The organism is Paenibacillus rhizophilus, from assembly GCF_003854965.1.
Classification (GTDB): domain Bacteria; phylum Bacillota; class Bacilli; order Paenibacillales; family Paenibacillaceae; genus Paenibacillus_AQ; species Paenibacillus_AQ rhizophilus.
The window spans coordinates 56,355-71,500 of record NZ_RQPI01000003.1 but is presented as its reverse complement, the minus strand read 5'-3'; the positions used below and the strand labels follow the sequence as shown (position 1 = coordinate 71,500).

Here is a 15,146-nt window from a genome sequence, read left to right as displayed (position 1 = left end):
AGCTCGTAACATTTACCGCCTATAACGATCAAGCAAGACTCGCCTGCCTTTCACAAAAAATATGTTACCATGCGGTCAGTTCGTTACCGTACGCCCCTCGCGGGTCTTCTCGGCTGACTGAACCTGCTCATGCGCATGGTAGGAGCTGCGCACGAGCGGTCCCGACTCAACGTGACTGAAGCCGCGCTTCAGTCCTTCTTCCTTCAGCCGTGCGAAATCCTCCGGCGGATAATATTTAACGACATTCAGATGCTGCGGGGAAGGCTGCAAATATTGACCCAGTGTAAGGATGTCGCAGTCCACCGCGCGCAAATCGTCCATCGCCTGCAAAATTTCATCCCATTCTTCCCCTACCCCGAGCATGATGCTGGACTTTGTCGGAATGTCCGGTTTCATTTCCTTGGCCCGGCGCAGCAGTTCGAGGGATCGGCGGTATTTAGCCTTGGCGCGCACGCGGTCGGACATACGCTCGACCGTCTCGATATTATGGTTCAGAATGTCGGGCCTACTGTCCATCACAATCTGCAGACTGTCGCTGTCGCCGAGGAAATCGGGAATGAGCACCTCCACGCTGCACAGCGGCAGGCGCCGGCGGATCGCGGCGACCGTCTCGGCAAAAATCTTCGCTCCGCCATCCTTCAGATCATCCCGTGCTACGCTTGTAACAACGCAGTGGCGCAGGTTCATACCTTCCGCGGCTTCGGCCACCCGTTCCGGCTCCTGAAGATCCAGTTCGGTAGGCATCCCGGTGTTGACCGCGCAGAAGCGGCAGGCGCGGGTACAAATATCACCCAGAATCATAAATGTAGCCGTCCGGTTCGCCCAACATTCATAAATATTCGGGCAGCGCGCCTCTTCGCAGACGGTATGTAAAGTTTTTGAACGCATCATACCTTTAATATCTTGATAATTATCGCCGGTCGTCAGCTTAATACGAATCCAATCCGGCTTGGGTTGTTTAACGTCTTTTTTCGTCATGGTAGCAAACCCCTCTCCGCCTGAATGTGAAAAGATGTTAAGTTACTGCCTTACATTATAACATGCACCGTAGGGAATTGCCTGCTTTTGTGAAAGAAGGATGACAAAAGCAATGCCGGACCGGAGAGAGACTCCGGCTTCTTTTCTTTCCAATGGATAAAAAATGCGGATTTGTTCAATCTAAAAGAAAAGCTGCTGCTGTCATCGCCCTTATAACCGATAAAAAGGAGGCTTTACACCTTGCCGTTCCTAAGAATAAAAACGCGGCGGGCGCTGCTCACCGTGTCCGCGGCGGCCGTATTGTGGGGAAGCTTCGGCGGGGCGGCTTTCGGAACCGCGGTTCATCCGGGAACCGGGGACAAAGGATTGTCCGTCCGGGGAAACCGCGTTGGCGCCCGAGCCGAAGCCGCTGCCGGCGGCATTATTGCCGCCCGCCAGGAGCTTTACGACCAGATGAGCGCAACCACAAATATTCCCTGGTACCGCCTGGCCGCCATTGATCAGTATGAACGAACCATAGCGAAAAAAGGAAAATCGGAGACCGGCGCGCCGGTCCGCCTCATCGGAATTGCGGTTCCCGAACCGGTATGGTGCGGCCCGCTGAATCCGGATCAGGAGGATACCTCTCCCTCATCCATTTCCTTCTTCAGCGGTTTCGGACGCGACGGTTCGGGAGACGGCAAAGCCGACCCCGGAAACGACATTGACGCTCTTTACAGTATGGCAGTCTATCTGGCGAAATACGGAAATTCCGCCAGCGACTTTGGCATTGCCGTCTGGGAGTATTACCATAACGGACGAGCTTCCCAGCGTATCGACCAATTCGCCAAGCTGTACCGGCACTTTGGACGGCTTGACCTTTCGGGCAGCGCCTTTCCTCTGCCGCTGGGCAGCACGTACTCTTACCGGAGCACCTGGGGCAGCGGACGAAGCTGGGGCGGCGCGCGCATCCATGAAGGCACCGACCTGTTCACGCCCCACGGCGTTACCGTACGGAGCACCTGCTACGGCGTTGTGGAGACCAAAGGCTGGAACCGCTACGGCGGCTGGCGGATCGGCATCCGCGACATCGAGAACCGCTACCATTATTACGCCCATCTGTCCGGCTTTGATAAATCGCTCTCAGCCGGCGATATCGTCATGCCAGGACAACAGATCGGCTGGGCCGGAAGCTCCGGATACGGCAAGCCGGGTACGCAGGGGAAATTTCCGCCCCATCTGCATTACGGCATCTATAAGGACCGCGGTCTTACGGAGTGGGCCTTCGACCCTTACCCGCTGCTGAAGCAGTGGGAGAATGCCGAACGAAAGGCGCTGAAAAAGAAAAGATAGAGCCGCTGAGAAAGACCTGCGGCTCCTTTTTTTTGTTGTCAGGCTTCATCCCGGCCGATTCCGTATTCCGCCAGTTTGCGGTACAAGGTCGATTTGCCGATATGCAGCAGCCGGGCCGCCTCCACAACATTGCCGCCGCTTGCAGCCAGAGCGCGGCGGATGTTCTCCACCTCGGTCTGCCGCATGCTCTTGACGGTCGGCAGATCCGCAGGAGCGGACGAGTGAAACAGCGTCAAACGCGGGTCCGGGAGGCCGCTCTCCGTCTGGCGGACCGATGGAGCTTCCTTCTCGGTGATACTGTCCCCAGCGCATAAATAATAAGCCCGCTGTACGGTATTTTGCAGCTCGCGCGCATTCCCTCTCCACTGACGGCCCTGCAGTTTTTCCAGAAAAGCGCTGTCGAAACGTTTGGCCGGTCCGGGATTATCCCGGTTGCATTTGCGCAGGAAGAGCCGGGCAAGCGGCGGTATATCCTCCGGCCGCTCCCGCAGCGGCAGCAGCTTGAGATTGATAACATTCAGCCGGTAATACAGGTCGCCGCGGTAAGCCTTTTGCCCCACTTCCTCCAGCAGATCGCGGTTGGTTGCCGCTATGACCCTGACATCCAGCATCCGTTCATGCTTGCCGCCGATCCTCCGGACCTTGTGGTTGTCCAGCACCCGGAGGAGCTTCGCCTGGATCTCAAGAGACAGCTCCCCGATTTCGTCCAGAAATAGCGTTCCCCCGTTCGCCAGTTCGAACTTGCCCGGGTTGCCTTCGCGCAACGCTCCCGTGAACGAGCCTTTCTCATAGCCGAACAGTTCACTTTCCACCAGTTCCTTGGGCAGCGCCGCGCAGTTAATGGCGATAAACGGTCCGTCCGCACGCGCGCTGGCGTTATGAATGGATTGGGCGAACAGTTCCTTGCCGGTGCCGCTTTCTCCTTCGATCAGAACCGTGCAGTTCGTTCTGGCGATTTTTCGGGCAAAATCGATCTGCTCCTTCATATAAGGATGGTGTGTCACGATATCCTCAAACCGGTAATTTGCCTTGAATCCTGCCAGCTGGTTGACCTCCTTGCGCACCTGTACCGCTTCCCTTATCGTGAGCGATGCCCCGACCACCCGTTCGTCCAATGTATACGGAAAGATATTGACCATGCACTCAATCTTCTTCCTCTTCACCGTAAGCGTGCAATCCGCATAACCGATGCGGCTCTTGTTCCTGAACACGCCCTCCAGATCGACATCCTGCAACAGTTCCTTTATGTCCAGCTCCCGAACCTCTTCCATCCCCAGCATAAAAATGGAAGCCAGCCGTTCATTGAACTGCCGGATTTGGTATTCCGTATCGATCACCAGCAGCCCGTCCTGCATGGATTGAAACACGGCGTTCATCAACTGGTTCGTCTCCAGCACATTAAGCTGTTCTTCAATGCTGCTCACGGCGGAAACGACAATGCCAAAGGTATGGGGGTGCACATCCTCCGCTTTGCCGGACAGATCGAGGCAGCCGATGACCCGACCGGAGCTGTCGTGAATAGGTGCCGCCGAGCAAGTCCAGGCGTGATGCGATTCGCAGTAATGTTCGTCCCCGAGCACCTGCATCGGCATGTCGTCCGTCAGCGCGGTTCCGACGGCGTTGGTGCCGACGCTGGCCTCATCCCACCTTGCCCCCTCGAAAAAATTCACCTTCGCACACTCGGGCTCAATCTCCTTGTTAAGCATCGTGCGGAGCAGAACTCCGTCCTGATCCGTCAGCACTATGGCGTAAACCGTATCCTTAATCACCTGGTAGATGCTGTTCATAATCGGTTTGGCTACGGAGACAAGCAGCCGCTTCTCTTCAAGCCGGAGCCGAAGCTCTTCCGCGGATACCTGCACCCCTTTTCCCTGCAGCGGGTTGACTCCGGCCGTCCGGCATCTCAGCCAGGAAGCCGCGATTTCCGGACGTGTTCCTTCGGGAATTCTCCCGCATTCGGTAAAAGCTTCCCATCTGCTCATCGTATTCGGATAACTGATCATTTCCGGTTCCCCCTCTATCGTACCCTTTCAGCCGGACATACATATTTATATAGCTGTTTGTGTTGTATACGCTTACAACATTATCTATTCTTATTATAATTGTCCGCTCAAAGGTTGATAACGGCAAAAAAACGGATAAGATGAACTTCTGATGACATATTCCCAAAATGGGAACCGGCCATCTTTTAGATCATCTTATCCGTATGGCTGCACAGGGGAACGCCCTGTTTAATGTGAGTGGATTGCGCGGTGATGTACGGCAAGGGCGGCTTCCAGCAGAGCTTCGGAAACGGTTGGATGAGCATGCACCGTCGTTATGATCTCATCCAGTGTCGCTTCCAGCCGAAGCGCCAGCGCGCCCTGCGCGATCATATCCGTGGCCCTGGGACCGGCGATATGCAGGCCGAGAATTTCGCCGGACCGCGCATCGGTTACATATTTGACCAGCCCGTTCGTTTCACCCATGATCATGGATTTGCCGTTGGCCTGAAGCGGGAAACTCCCCGTCTTCACTTCCAATCCTTGCTCCCGGGCGTCTTCTTCGGTCAATCCGACCGAGGCCAGTTCCGGTCTCGTATACACGCAGGACGGGACGGTGCGGAAATCCACCGGGGACGGCTCACCCATGATATGCTCGGCTGCAACGACGCCTTCGGCCGAGGCGACATGCGCAAGCATGATCCCGCCGACGCAGTCGCCGATGGCGTAAATGGACGGCACCGCCGTCCGCATGCTGCGGTCGACCTCAATGGCGCCCTTCTTCATGGAGACGCCAAGAATCTCAAGGCCCAGTCCCGACGTCTTCGGACGGCGGCCGATGGACAGCAGCACCTTCTCCGCTTCGATCACCATGCTTCCCGAAGGGGATACCGCCTTGATGGACAGCCCTCCTGTTGGCGTTTGTTCGATGCGCTCAACCCGGGTTTCCGTATGAACGTCCACGCCGGCGGCGGCAAATTCCTTCCGCAGGCAGCCGACGATGTCGCGATCCATCGCTGCGATCAGCTCCGGCAGCATCTCGATAATCGTAACCCTGCAGCCCAGGCTGCTGTATATACTGGCGAATTCGCAGCCGATTACCCCGCCGCCGATAATGCAGAGGCTTTCCGGCACCTCCGGCAGCGACAGAGCCTCGTCGCTCGTGATAACAGCGGAGAGCTCCGTGCCGGGAATCGGCACCCGCGACGGCTCCGATCCGGTGGCGACGATTGCGCGGTCGAAACCAATGGTCTGTATGCTTCCGTCCGCACCGCTTACTTCCAGCTCATGGATACCGGTAAACCTGCCGGTGCCGATGTGTTTGGTCACTTTGTTCTTTTTAAGCAGAGAGTCGATTCCGCCTGCGTTCATCCGGACAATCTTGTCCTTGCGCTTCTGCAGCTTCTTCCAGTCCACCGCAATCTGCGGAACTTCCAGGCCGATTTCGGCCGATTCACGCTTTAGCACCGTATAGAGCTCTGTTGTGTGCAGCAGCACTTTGGTCGGAATACAGCCGACATTGAGGCAGGTTCCACCCAAAGCTTTTTTCTCAATCAGCGTCACTTCCGCCCCCAATTGGGCGGCCCTTATGGCGGCGACATAGCCGCCGGGACCTCCTCCAAGCACGACAACTTTCATCCCTTGTTCTCCTTTCACAGCAGCAGCAACGCCGGATTCTCCGCGTACGCCTTGATTCTCTGCATAAACTGCGCCGCGACCGCGCCGTCCACCGCCCGGTGATCCGCTGTCAGACTCAGATTCATCAGCGGTTTGACGACGACTTCACCGTTCACGGTAACCGGCGTATCCACAATCGCGCTTACACCGAGAATCGCCACCTCGGGCTGATTGATAATCGGGGAAAAAGACTCCATACCGTACATTCCGAGATTGGTTATGGTGAAGGTTCCTCCGGTCATGTCGGCCGGGGTCAGCGTATTGTTCCTCGCGCCTTCGGCAAGCGAACGCACTTCATCGGAGATTTCGCCCAGGCCTTTCAGATGGGCATTACGGACAACCGGCACGACCAAACCGCCCTCAAGCCCGACGGCCACGCCGATATGAACCGCCTTGTGAATCACCAAATCGTTACCTTCAATGGAGCAGTTAAGCAGCGGGTGCTCCAGCAGCGCTTTGGCGGCGATGGCGACCAGCAGATCGGTGTAAGTGATCTTCCGCGAATCCTGCAACTGCCGTCTGAGTGCGGCCAATGCGGAAGTGTCCAACCGCATGTTGTAAGTAACTGACGGGGAGATATCCACGCTTTCACGCATCCGCTTGGCGATCACCCTGCGCATGGCGCTCATCGGAACCCGGGATGCCGCTTGTTCTTCCGTGTCCGCATTCCGGATGGCGGCCGCCGACCGGGAAATCCCGGCGCCGGATAATGCAGCGGATGGCTGGCCCGCGATTTCGGAAAGAGCCTCTCCTCCGGCGGCCCAAGACCGGACATCCTCCTTCATGATTCTGCCGTCCTTGTGGATGTCGGCGGGATTTATACCGAGCGCCGCCGCTTCCTTCGCCGCAGCCGGGGAAATCCGGACCTTAGGCGAGCCGTCCTTCCCGCTCTCGGCATACCGCCGAACGTCAGCGTCCGTTATCCGGCCCTTCGGCCCCGTGCCTTTTACCGCTGACAGCTCCACGCCCCGTTCCTTCGCCGTTCGCCGGGCCAGCGGGGAAGCCTTGATCCGGCCGCCATGCGCGGCGGGTCCGTCCTGGGCAGCTTCTCTCTCCTCCCCGGAAGCGTCCAGGCCGGATGCTCCAGCGGTGGATGACGGCAATTCTCCCCCCGCCGGCTGTCCTGCGGCGCCCGCCGGAAGCAGCGCGGATATATCCTCGCTCGCGTCCGCAATAATCGCGAGCGGATGGAAAACCTCCACCGTCCCTTCCTCAACCAGAATCTCCCTCAGCACTCCGCTTGTCTTGGCTTCGATTTCATTGGATATTTTATCGGTCTCCACATCGAACAGAATGTCCCCCTGCTCCACGCGGTCTCCCTTGGCCTTCCGCCAATTGGAGACGGTTCCTTCCGTCATTGTAAGGCCCAGCTTGGGCAATACGACCAGTTCAGCCATGACGCACCTCCATGATTTTGCAAGTAATGGGCCGCAGGGTTCAGAACAACTCTTTGATTCCTTTGATAATATCCTCCACGCTCGGCAGCACCAGGGATTCCAGTATTTGCGAATAAGGAACCGGCGAATCCAGGGCGCCGATCCGGACGACCGGGGCGTCCAGTTCGTCGAAGCACTGCTCCGATATAAGCGCCGACAGTTCTCCGCCGTAGCCGCCGCGCTTCACTTCCTCCGTAACGACAAGCGCCCGGTGCGTCTTGGCGACCGATTTGAAGATCGTCTCTTTATCCAGCGGATACAGCGACCGAAGGTCAATGACTTCGACCTCGATGCCGTCTTTGGCGAGCGCGGCCGCCGCCTTCAGCGAGTCATGGACCTGCTTGCCGTAGGTGATGACCGAGACATCGGCGCCTTCCCGCGCAACACTGGCGGAGCCGAAAGGAATCGGGGCAATCTCGTCCGGCACTTCGCTTTTTTGCGAATACAGCACCTTGCTCTCGATATAGACCACCGGGTTGTCATCGTCAATCGCGTTCAGCATCAGGCCCCACGCATCCCGGGCGTTGGACGGGTACACCACTTTCAGTCCGGGCACATGCGTTACCCACGCCTCCAGCGAACCGGAATGCTGCGCCCCGGCGCTAATGCCGCCGCCCGCAGGAAGCCGCAGCACGAGCGGAACGGAGATTTTGCCGCCGAACATGTATCTCATCTTGGCCGCCTGGTTGACCAGCCCATCCATGCCGAAAGTGAGAAAATCGATGAACATCAGCTCCGCCACCGGTCTCAGGCCCGTCGCCGCCGCTCCCACCGAAGCGCCGACAATAACCCCTTCCGAAATCGGCGTGTCCCGCACCCGCTCTTCGCCAAACTGCTCCCACAGCCCTTTCGTGACGCCGAAGGTGCCGCCGTAAGGACCGACATCCTCGCCCAGCAGAACGACGTTTTTGTTCTCCAGCATTTTCTCCCGCAAAGCTTCACGGATACCCTCGCCGTAAGTGATTTTTCTCATCTGATTCGCGCCTCCTCAATCAAATCGGAGTAAATATCCTGCACGGAAGACTCCGGAGCCGGATACGGGCTTGCGTCGGCGAACTCCAGCGCTTCCCGGATCTCCTCCTCGACCTCCTGCCGGGTAGCCTCAAGTTCCTCCTCTGTCAGGATGCCGTTCTCCAGCAGATGGCTTTCGAGTCTTGGAAGCGGGTCTTTTTGCAGCCAAGCCTCCACTTCCTCCTTCGGCCGGTAAGCGCCCGAATCTCCTTCAAAATGGCCGTGCTGTCTATACGTCTTAAATTCAAGCAGAGTCGGCCCTTCGCCCGCCCGCGCCCGGTTCACCGCTTCGCCCACCTTCTCGTAGACCGTGAGCACATCGTTGCCGTCCGCGGTAAGCGCAGGCATGCCGTAGCCGATGGCCCGCTGCGAAATATCCTGAATATTCTGGTGTCTCGCCTGGCTGACGGAGATGCCGTACAAATTGTTTTCGCAAACAAAAATCACCGGAAGCTTCCACAGGCTGGCCAGATTCATCGCCTCATGGAAGGTACTTTGGTTGGTGGAAGCGTCTCCAAAAAAGCACACGCTCACTTGGTCTGTTCCTCTGTACTTTGCGCTCCAGGCCGCTCCCGTCGCGATCAAGTGTCCGGCCCCGACAATGCCGTTGGCGCCAAGGATGCCCAGTTCCGCGTCGGCAATGTGCATGGACCCTCCTTTTCCTTTACAATAACCTGTTTCTTTGCCGAACAGTTCCGCCATCATGTACTTCAGATTTCCGCCTTTGGCAACGATATGCCCATGCCCCCGGTGGGTGCTGGTAATATAGTCGTCGTCCCTTAAGTTGGCGCAGGCGCCGACGGCGATCGCTTCTTCCCCGATATATAAATGCACAAAGCCCGGAATCTTGCCTTCCGCGAAGAAGACCGAAGCCGTCTTTTCAAACTTGCGAATGCTCAGCATTTTCCGGTACATCTCACTCAACAATTCTTTTGGAATGCTCAAGTGAATCCCTCCCGTTTCATTTATAGGCCCTGCTGCCGGTTCTTTCATGGATGCCCCGTTCCCCTAAAGCGCCTCCCCTGGATTAAATTGGCCTTCATTTATATAAAGATGCAATTTCCGTGCCAAAAATTAAGTCTGATAAGAAGCCGTTAAATGGCCGAATACGAAACGCAGCACCAAAAAGCCCTTCCCATAATGGGAAAGGCTCGGCGGAATGGTTCCCATATCGGGAAAACGCGGGAAAATTGGGAATTCAGACGATTAGTTTCTCCAATGCGGGAGCATCAAATCTGTCGCCTTGTACAAGCCATTGCCCATTTACGTTAAAAAGTGTAAGTATACCCTCCAAAGGGATTCGCTTCATTTCCTTGCCTTGCTGATCCAACAATAAAAGATCCAACGTATATTTTAACTCGACCGTATCTTTTTTGTGCTCTTCAAGATTAAATTGGAGATTTGCCGGTATTAAGGAAAGATTCTGTTTATGGGCAACTTGCAACGGTAAAAGTGTGTAACGGTTATCGACCGCCTTTTGATAAAAATAGTCCGTTAAAAAAGGCTTCATCTCTTCATTTCGCTTCCGGACCGATTCTTCGGACAGTATATCTTCGGACGCCTTAATTTGGTACTCCGCATGTATGTACCTCTCTGCGGCTTGAACAGCCTCGTTATCTTCGGCGGCGTCTGTGTTTTCATTTGGGCTGGCCGTACTGTCCGATGCGTCAGCTGTGCTCTCGGGTGCGATAGCTGTATTTCCAGGTGCAGGGGTTGTGCTTTCGGGTGCGGCAGCTGTAGCTTCGGATACACGGATTGTGCTCTCGGGCGGAGTCTTAGACGCGGATGAAGTGCATCCCGTAATGATGACCAATGAAAGAAACGTTGCGCTTAACAAGGAGGGGATTATTCGCATAGCAGCCACCTTTTCAAATGAATTGGAAATATTTAAGTTAATTTTACCATATTTATGCTTTTAACGGAGCAGCAAAAAAGCCCCTCCCATGATTGGGAAAGGCTTAACGCAGTTGGACCGCTTATCGGGAAGATGCGAGGGAACCCGGGTCAGTTTGAAGCGGCGCTGCGGATAAACTGGAGAACCTCGCCCAAGACCTTGTCCTTCTCCTCGCAGTAGCACAGCAGATGCCCGCTGCGCTCGATCAGCAGAATCTCCTTGTCGGATGAACCGATATGCCGCTTTAGATAGGCCGCGCTCTTGGTTTTGACCAGATGGTCGCTTGTTCCCTGCACAATCAGCGTCGGCGCTTCGATCTGCGGGTACAGGTCAAAGCTCTCGCGGACGATCCTGCCAAATTCGCGGTTGGCATGCACCGGAGTCGAGCCGAACTTGCTCACATAGTTCTTCAGCATCGAGAAGCTGCCCAGCGTCTTGATAATTTCGGCCGGATTCAGCGGAAATACCGGAGCGGCCAGCAAGGTCAGCGATTTGACCAGGCTTTTGTAGCGGACGGCCAGATGGGAAGCGATCAGCGCCCCCATTGAAAAGCCGATGATATGCACGCCCTGCCCGCTCTGCGCAAGCTCCTCCAGTTCGTTCCCCGCCTGCCGATACCAATCCTCCCGATTGGCCCGCAGCATATCGGCCCTTCGGCCGGTGTGCCCCTTCAGCGTGAATGTATGGGTTAGACAATGATGCTGTTTCAAATATTCCGACAGAGGCTCGATTTCAAATATACCTCCGGTAAACCGTGGATGAACAGACAGCGTTCCATGACCATTCCTCTTTTCGCGGCGGTTCTCTTGCTTCGGTTATTACACATTGGTTGAGTTTATTATAAGCCTGGCGTAGAGGGGATACAAAGTCTGCTGATGTGAAGTTTAAAACCGGCAATGGAGGATTGCAGTTCATTACGGGATAGTGAAGGTCGATGAAGGAATTCGATGGTTTTTCTCCTTTCCGCCGATGCAGAACTGCATTATAATTGGCCTATGACGAAGAACGTCCCGTTTCACTCAACCGAGTGAGCCGGGACGTTTTTTATTTTTGGGGAGGAAAACATGGACTTTAACGAAGCCTATCAGCAGTTTATTCAATATCATCTTGCACACCGGACAGGAGAACGCCAATCCAGGCTGAAGAGAGGGCATCGGCACGCCGAATCGCAGTTTCTGGAACAGGTCTGGTGGCCTTTGATGGGCCATATGGATGATCTTCATCCCGAGTATGAGGTGCTGGATTGGCGCGGCAGGTCTTATTTTGCCGACTTTGCCTGGCTCCCCGGATGCACCAAGCTGATTATTGAGGTAAAAGGCTTCGGCCCGCATGTGCGCGATATGGACCGAATGAAATATTGCAATGAATTGAACCGGGAAACCTTTCTTCATGCAATGGGATATCAGGTTATTTCCTTTGCCTATGACGATATTGAACAGCGTCCACAGTTATGCGTCACCTTGCTGCGCATGGTGCTGAGCCGCTACAGGCCATCGGTTGCGCCCGTCTCCAGAGCGGTGCTTGCCGAGAAAGAAATTGTGCGTCTTGCCATTCACGCCGCCAAACCCCTTCGACCGGTTGATGTCGTCCGGCATTTTGAAGTCGACTCCAAAACGGCAGTCCACTTGCTGAAAAAGCTGTGCGCCAAGGGCTGGCTGATCCCCGTCCGGCGCGGCAAAAGTGAGAGGGCGGTCGGCTATGAATTGGCCAATGGCGTGCTCGATTACTTTCTGTAACGGAAATCCTCCCGCTTAATTCTCGTATTTAACTCCAAACAATACATTAAGACGGAAAAACTCCAGCTTACTCTATCTCCTGCACCGTAAAATAGTCAAAACAGGGAAATAAGCAGGAGTTTTTCCAGTTCATTTGAAAATCCAGAAGATATTGGGCTGTTAAACGGGAGAAATTCCCGTTCATACAGCGCATCCGCTTTCGGCTGGCCCTTCAGCGGGCTGGCCGCTATCCGCCCCGCTCCCGCGGTGCGGGCTTCACTACCGGCCGCAGCTCCCGCCACCGCCGCCGCTTGCGCCGCTCTGCTGGCCCTGGCTTCGCACCCGGGCCAGCACCCTCGCCCGCCCGCTTACGGCTCCGCCGTGAACGGCGCGCCACCGCTTCCGGCGGTGCCGCTCCCCGCCGGAGCCCCGGCCGCCGGGCCGCTCTGCGCGCCCGGGCTTTGCGCACCGCTCCCGCCTGGGGCGGCAGCGCCGCCGCTTGAGCCCTGCGTGCTTACCCCGCCGGAGGACGGGGCGGGCAGCGCGATATTCGGCGCGCCCGCGCTTCCAGAACCGACAGGTTTGCCCTGGTTGTCGTAGTAATACATCGGGACGTCCCCGACGACCATCAGATAAGAGACGGGAATTTCCGTATCGACCACCTGAGGCTCCATGTCAAACGGGACGACCACCGCCACCTCGGTAACGATGTGAATATATACTTCGACCAGGATCATGTTGATTCCCGCATTTTGCTGGCGGGTATTCAGTTCGACCTTAACCGCGCCCTGCGGCTCGATCTTGATCGGAACATCCGGCCCGAAGGATGCGATCAGCGGACTGTCCAGCGCTTGGCCGAGCGGAATATGCTCGGTTTGATTGTGCAGGCCGTCCAGGGTGGACTGAATCACTTCCGCCGCCTGGGAAGTAATGCGCATATGCTCCGAATAGTTGAGCATAAAGCCGGAGACTTTTCCCGCACTGTCCGTCTTCCAGTCGATCAGCTTCTCGGCGCTGCTGCCGCTTGCCACCTGGGAAGCGATGGCCTTGTTAATTGCCTCGGTCGCGACCTGCTTCACCCGGATTTGCGCCAGATGGATGATCGGCGGCGTCAGGTGCCGTTCCACATAGCCAAGGCCGAACATAACTGCGGCCAGGGTCAACAGAACCGCGGCTAGCCAGAACCGGCGGCGTCTCCCTGGTCTGCGCTGCCGTCCCCCCGCCGTTTGCCCCGGCCGTCCGCCGCTTTTCGGCCGCTCGCTCCAGTAACCCGCCTGACGCGAAGTCCTGGCCGGCCTGGACTTGAAGCGTGCTCCCCCCGGCCGCAGCTTCATCCATCCCCCATCCCCGAATCCGCCGCGCTCGCCCCTCCGCTGTACCGGCCGAAAAATGCCGGAGCCGCCTGACTTGAACGAGCTTTTTCGCTCGGGCGGCGTGAAGCTGATCCGCGGCAGGCGCAGCCGTCCGAAAGATGGCAGCTGAAGCCGCCGGTTTCCCCATTTTTTGATTCTGCCCATAAGCGTGTCCCTCCCGCCGCTTTCGGCGGTCAAGCCGCCTTCTCTATGTATCGTATTCAACGCCCGCCCAAAAAAGAAGAACGCTTATCCGGCACGGTATGCCTGACAAGCGTTCCATTTCGCTGCGCAAACGTTTCTATTTTTTATAAGCCGAATCAAACCATCCGCTCCCGCTTATCCTCCTGCAGATGGCCCCAATGCTTCCAGAAAAATACGACAACCAGCACAACAACGAACAGACCGTAACCGGTCAGATAGAAGCTCCACTCCTCTCGCGGGACGATAAGGGAAGAACTGATTGTGCCGAAGAACCAGATGTAAGACAGGTTTCCAAGCGACGTTCCCCAGACAAAAGCCGGGAGGGGCAGTGGCGACACCGCCGACATAATATTAATGACATTATTCGGGATGATCGGTATTGTGCGAAGCAGCACCAGCGTCCAGATGCCGTAACGGTTCAAATAACGCTGCCATTTGTCATAACGCTTCAGCTTCCTGCCCCATTTCCGGTCAAACCAATGAAACAAATACCGACGGGACAGATAAAATACGAACAGCCCTCCCAGGTTACAGACCAGCCAGCTGATCAGCATCCCGCCGATCACATCAAATACCGAGACATGCAGCACGATCAATATAACGAACGGAAAAAATCCAAACAGGCTCTGAAGGAGCGCGAGCGGGATCGTAACCAGGAGAATTGCCGGCCCGCTAAGGCCCAGCGCCTGCAGCAGCCAATCAATCCATGCGTTTATCGTGTCCGTCATGCGATCGCACTCCTCTCTCTTGCTCTTTCCCTTGCACCCCTTGCTTCTGATCATATTCAGATATTTCAAAGAAAACACCCCGGACGGGGTGTTTGTAAACGAAAATTTCACTATATCTATCATTTAAGAACAAAAGAATATAAAGTATGACAAATTTTCAGCCGAGTTCACTCCATCATAGCATACTTGTTAATCTACTGTAAAATAATAGGGCTGCATAAAAAAATCAATCGTTTTTCCGGCCAACTGCGTCTTACTTTAAGAACCTAATAATAGATGACTTCTTCCCAATACCAACACTAATAAAGAAAGAGGGGGAGTGGTGAATGGTGGACAATACAATGGACGAGGCCCTGTTGGCGGATTTTGCGCTGATGGATGAAGAAACTTTTTTTGAGCGCCTGTACGTCGAACACCGCAAAATGTACGCGATCGCTTTCAGCTACCTGGGAACAGAAACGGACGCGCTGGAAGTGGTGCAGGAAGCGTCATGCCGGGCATGGATGAAGCGCAAAAAGCTCAAGGACGAGCAGGCCTTTACGCCCTGGCTAATCCGGATTACCATCAACTGCTGCATGGATGAACTCCGGCGCAAAAAGCGCATGTTTCCAGCGGAGAAGCTGGTGGAGGAAGCGGTGCAGGAAATGAAAAGCAACGAACGGATCGACCTGGAACGGGCGATGAATCGGATGAAGCCGAGATACCGGCATGCCGTGATCCTAAAATACTACCAGGACATGACAACGGCCCAAATTGCAAAGGTGCTGAAAAAACCCGAAGGCACGATCAAAACCTGGCTGCGCGAAGGACTGAAACAGCTTCGGAAGTATCTGTAGA

The 15,146-nt window shown here is 55.8% G+C and carries 13 protein-coding genes; 3 read left to right on the top strand and 10 right to left on the bottom strand.

Annotation, left to right across the window (positions count from 1 at the left end):
* Positions 1 to 75: 75 nt before the first annotated feature.
* Positions 76 to 978: a lipoyl synthase gene (lipA, locus tag EH198_RS07545; protein ID WP_124694942.1), complete on the bottom strand. Its 903-nt coding sequence runs from the start codon at positions 976 to 978 to the stop codon at positions 76 to 78.
* Between the two features lie 240 nt (positions 979 to 1,218).
* On the opposite strand from lipA, the gene EH198_RS07540 reads away from it, so the two are divergent.
* A complete protein-coding gene (locus tag EH198_RS07540) occupies positions 1,219 to 2,310 on the top strand; it encodes a M23 family metallopeptidase (RefSeq protein ID WP_246014141.1) in 1,092 nt (363 codons plus the stop codon).
* 38 nt (positions 2,311 to 2,348) lie between these two features.
* Here the strand turns inward: EH198_RS07540 and EH198_RS07535 are convergent, their stop codons facing one another.
* The 7 genes from EH198_RS07535 to EH198_RS07505 all read right to left on the bottom strand — a co-directional run bounded on the left by EH198_RS07535 (position 2,349) and on the right by EH198_RS07505 (position 11,050).
* Positions 2,349 to 4,313: a sigma-54-dependent Fis family transcriptional regulator gene (locus EH198_RS07535; protein ID WP_124694941.1), complete on the bottom strand. Its 1,965-nt coding sequence runs from the start codon at positions 4,311 to 4,313 to the stop codon at positions 2,349 to 2,351.
* A 228-nt stretch (positions 4,314 to 4,541) separates the two neighbouring features.
* Positions 4,542 to 5,930, bottom strand: a complete 1,389-nt coding sequence (gene lpdA, locus EH198_RS07530) for a dihydrolipoyl dehydrogenase (protein WP_124694940.1) — start codon at positions 5,928 to 5,930, stop codon at positions 4,542 to 4,544.
* 14 nt (positions 5,931 to 5,944) lie between these two features.
* The gene (locus tag EH198_RS07525) at positions 5,945 to 7,366 is read right to left on the bottom strand and encodes a dihydrolipoamide acetyltransferase family protein (protein ID WP_124694939.1); all 1,422 of its coding nucleotides are present in this window, start codon (positions 7,364 to 7,366) and stop codon (positions 5,945 to 5,947) included.
* Positions 7,367 to 7,406: 40 nt separating this feature from the next.
* Positions 7,407 to 8,378, bottom strand: a complete 972-nt coding sequence (locus EH198_RS07520; RefSeq protein ID WP_124694938.1) for an alpha-ketoacid dehydrogenase subunit beta — start codon at positions 8,376 to 8,378, stop codon at positions 7,407 to 7,409.
* Positions 8,375 to 9,409, bottom strand: coding sequence for a thiamine pyrophosphate-dependent dehydrogenase E1 component subunit alpha (locus EH198_RS07515; protein WP_124694937.1), 1,035 nt, complete (start codon positions 9,407 to 9,409; stop codon positions 8,375 to 8,377). Before EH198_RS07515 ends, EH198_RS07520 begins: the two co-directional genes overlap by 4 nt.
* 205 nt (positions 9,410 to 9,614) lie before the next feature.
* Entirely contained in the window at positions 9,615 to 10,229 is a 615-nt protein-coding gene (locus tag EH198_RS07510; protein ID WP_185702794.1) for a hypothetical protein, read from the bottom strand.
* Between the two features lie 191 nt (positions 10,230 to 10,420).
* Positions 10,421 to 11,050, bottom strand: a complete 630-nt coding sequence (locus tag EH198_RS07505; RefSeq protein WP_281277997.1) for an alpha/beta hydrolase — start codon at positions 11,048 to 11,050, stop codon at positions 10,421 to 10,423.
* A 324-nt stretch (positions 11,051 to 11,374) separates the two neighbouring features.
* Between EH198_RS07505 and EH198_RS07500 the strand changes: the two genes are divergently transcribed.
* On the top strand, positions 11,375 to 12,046 hold the full coding sequence (locus EH198_RS07500) for a DUF559 domain-containing protein (RefSeq protein ID WP_124694934.1): 672 nt from the start codon (positions 11,375 to 11,377) through the stop codon (positions 12,044 to 12,046).
* 347 nt (positions 12,047 to 12,393) lie between these two features.
* Here the strand turns inward: EH198_RS07500 and yunB are convergent, their stop codons facing one another.
* Complete coding sequence (gene yunB, locus EH198_RS25055; RefSeq protein ID WP_342772028.1) at positions 12,394 to 13,542, bottom strand: sporulation protein YunB; 1,149 nt, start codon at positions 13,540 to 13,542, stop codon at positions 12,394 to 12,396.
* 155 nt (positions 13,543 to 13,697) lie between these two features.
* The gene (locus tag EH198_RS07490; RefSeq protein WP_124694933.1) at positions 13,698 to 14,309 is read right to left on the bottom strand and encodes a TVP38/TMEM64 family protein; all 612 of its coding nucleotides are present in this window, start codon (positions 14,307 to 14,309) and stop codon (positions 13,698 to 13,700) included.
* A 326-nt stretch (positions 14,310 to 14,635) separates the two neighbouring features.
* On the opposite strand from EH198_RS07490, the gene EH198_RS07485 reads away from it, so the two are divergent.
* On the top strand, positions 14,636 to 15,145 hold the full coding sequence (locus EH198_RS07485; RefSeq protein WP_124694932.1) for an RNA polymerase sigma factor: 510 nt from the start codon (positions 14,636 to 14,638) through the stop codon (positions 15,143 to 15,145).
* The last annotated feature ends 1 nt before the right edge of the window (position 15,146 follow it).

What these genes read in the sequence shown, in the direction of transcription:
- EH198_RS07520 (WP_124694938.1), bottom strand. Translation starts at nt 8,378, where the DNA reads ATGAGAAAAATCACTTACGGCGAGGGTATCCGTGAAGCTTTGCGGGAG.
- yunB (WP_342772028.1), bottom strand. Translation starts at nt 13,542, where the DNA reads ATGGGCAGAATCAAAAAATGGGGAAACCGGCGGCTTCAGCTGCCATCT.
- EH198_RS07535 (WP_124694941.1), bottom strand. Translation starts at nt 4,313, where the DNA reads ATGATCAGTTATCCGAATACGATGAGCAGATGGGAAGCTTTTACCGAA.
- EH198_RS07485 (WP_124694932.1), top strand. Translation starts at nt 14,636, where the DNA reads ATGGTGGACAATACAATGGACGAGGCCCTGTTGGCGGATTTTGCGCTG.
- lipA (WP_124694942.1), bottom strand. Translation starts at nt 978, where the DNA reads ATGACGAAAAAAGACGTTAAACAACCCAAGCCGGATTGGATTCGTATT.
- EH198_RS07490 (WP_124694933.1), bottom strand. Translation starts at nt 14,309, where the DNA reads ATGACGGACACGATAAACGCATGGATTGATTGGCTGCTGCAGGCGCTG.
- EH198_RS07525 (WP_124694939.1), bottom strand. Translation starts at nt 7,366, where the DNA reads ATGGCTGAACTGGTCGTATTGCCCAAGCTGGGCCTTACAATGACGGAA.
- EH198_RS07515 (WP_124694937.1), bottom strand. Translation starts at nt 9,409, where the DNA reads ATGAAAGAACCGGCAGCAGGGCCTATAAATGAAACGGGAGGGATTCAC.
- EH198_RS07500 (WP_124694934.1), top strand. Translation starts at nt 11,375, where the DNA reads ATGGACTTTAACGAAGCCTATCAGCAGTTTATTCAATATCATCTTGCA.
- lpdA (WP_124694940.1), bottom strand. Translation starts at nt 5,930, where the DNA reads ATGAAAGTTGTCGTGCTTGGAGGAGGTCCCGGCGGCTATGTCGCCGCC.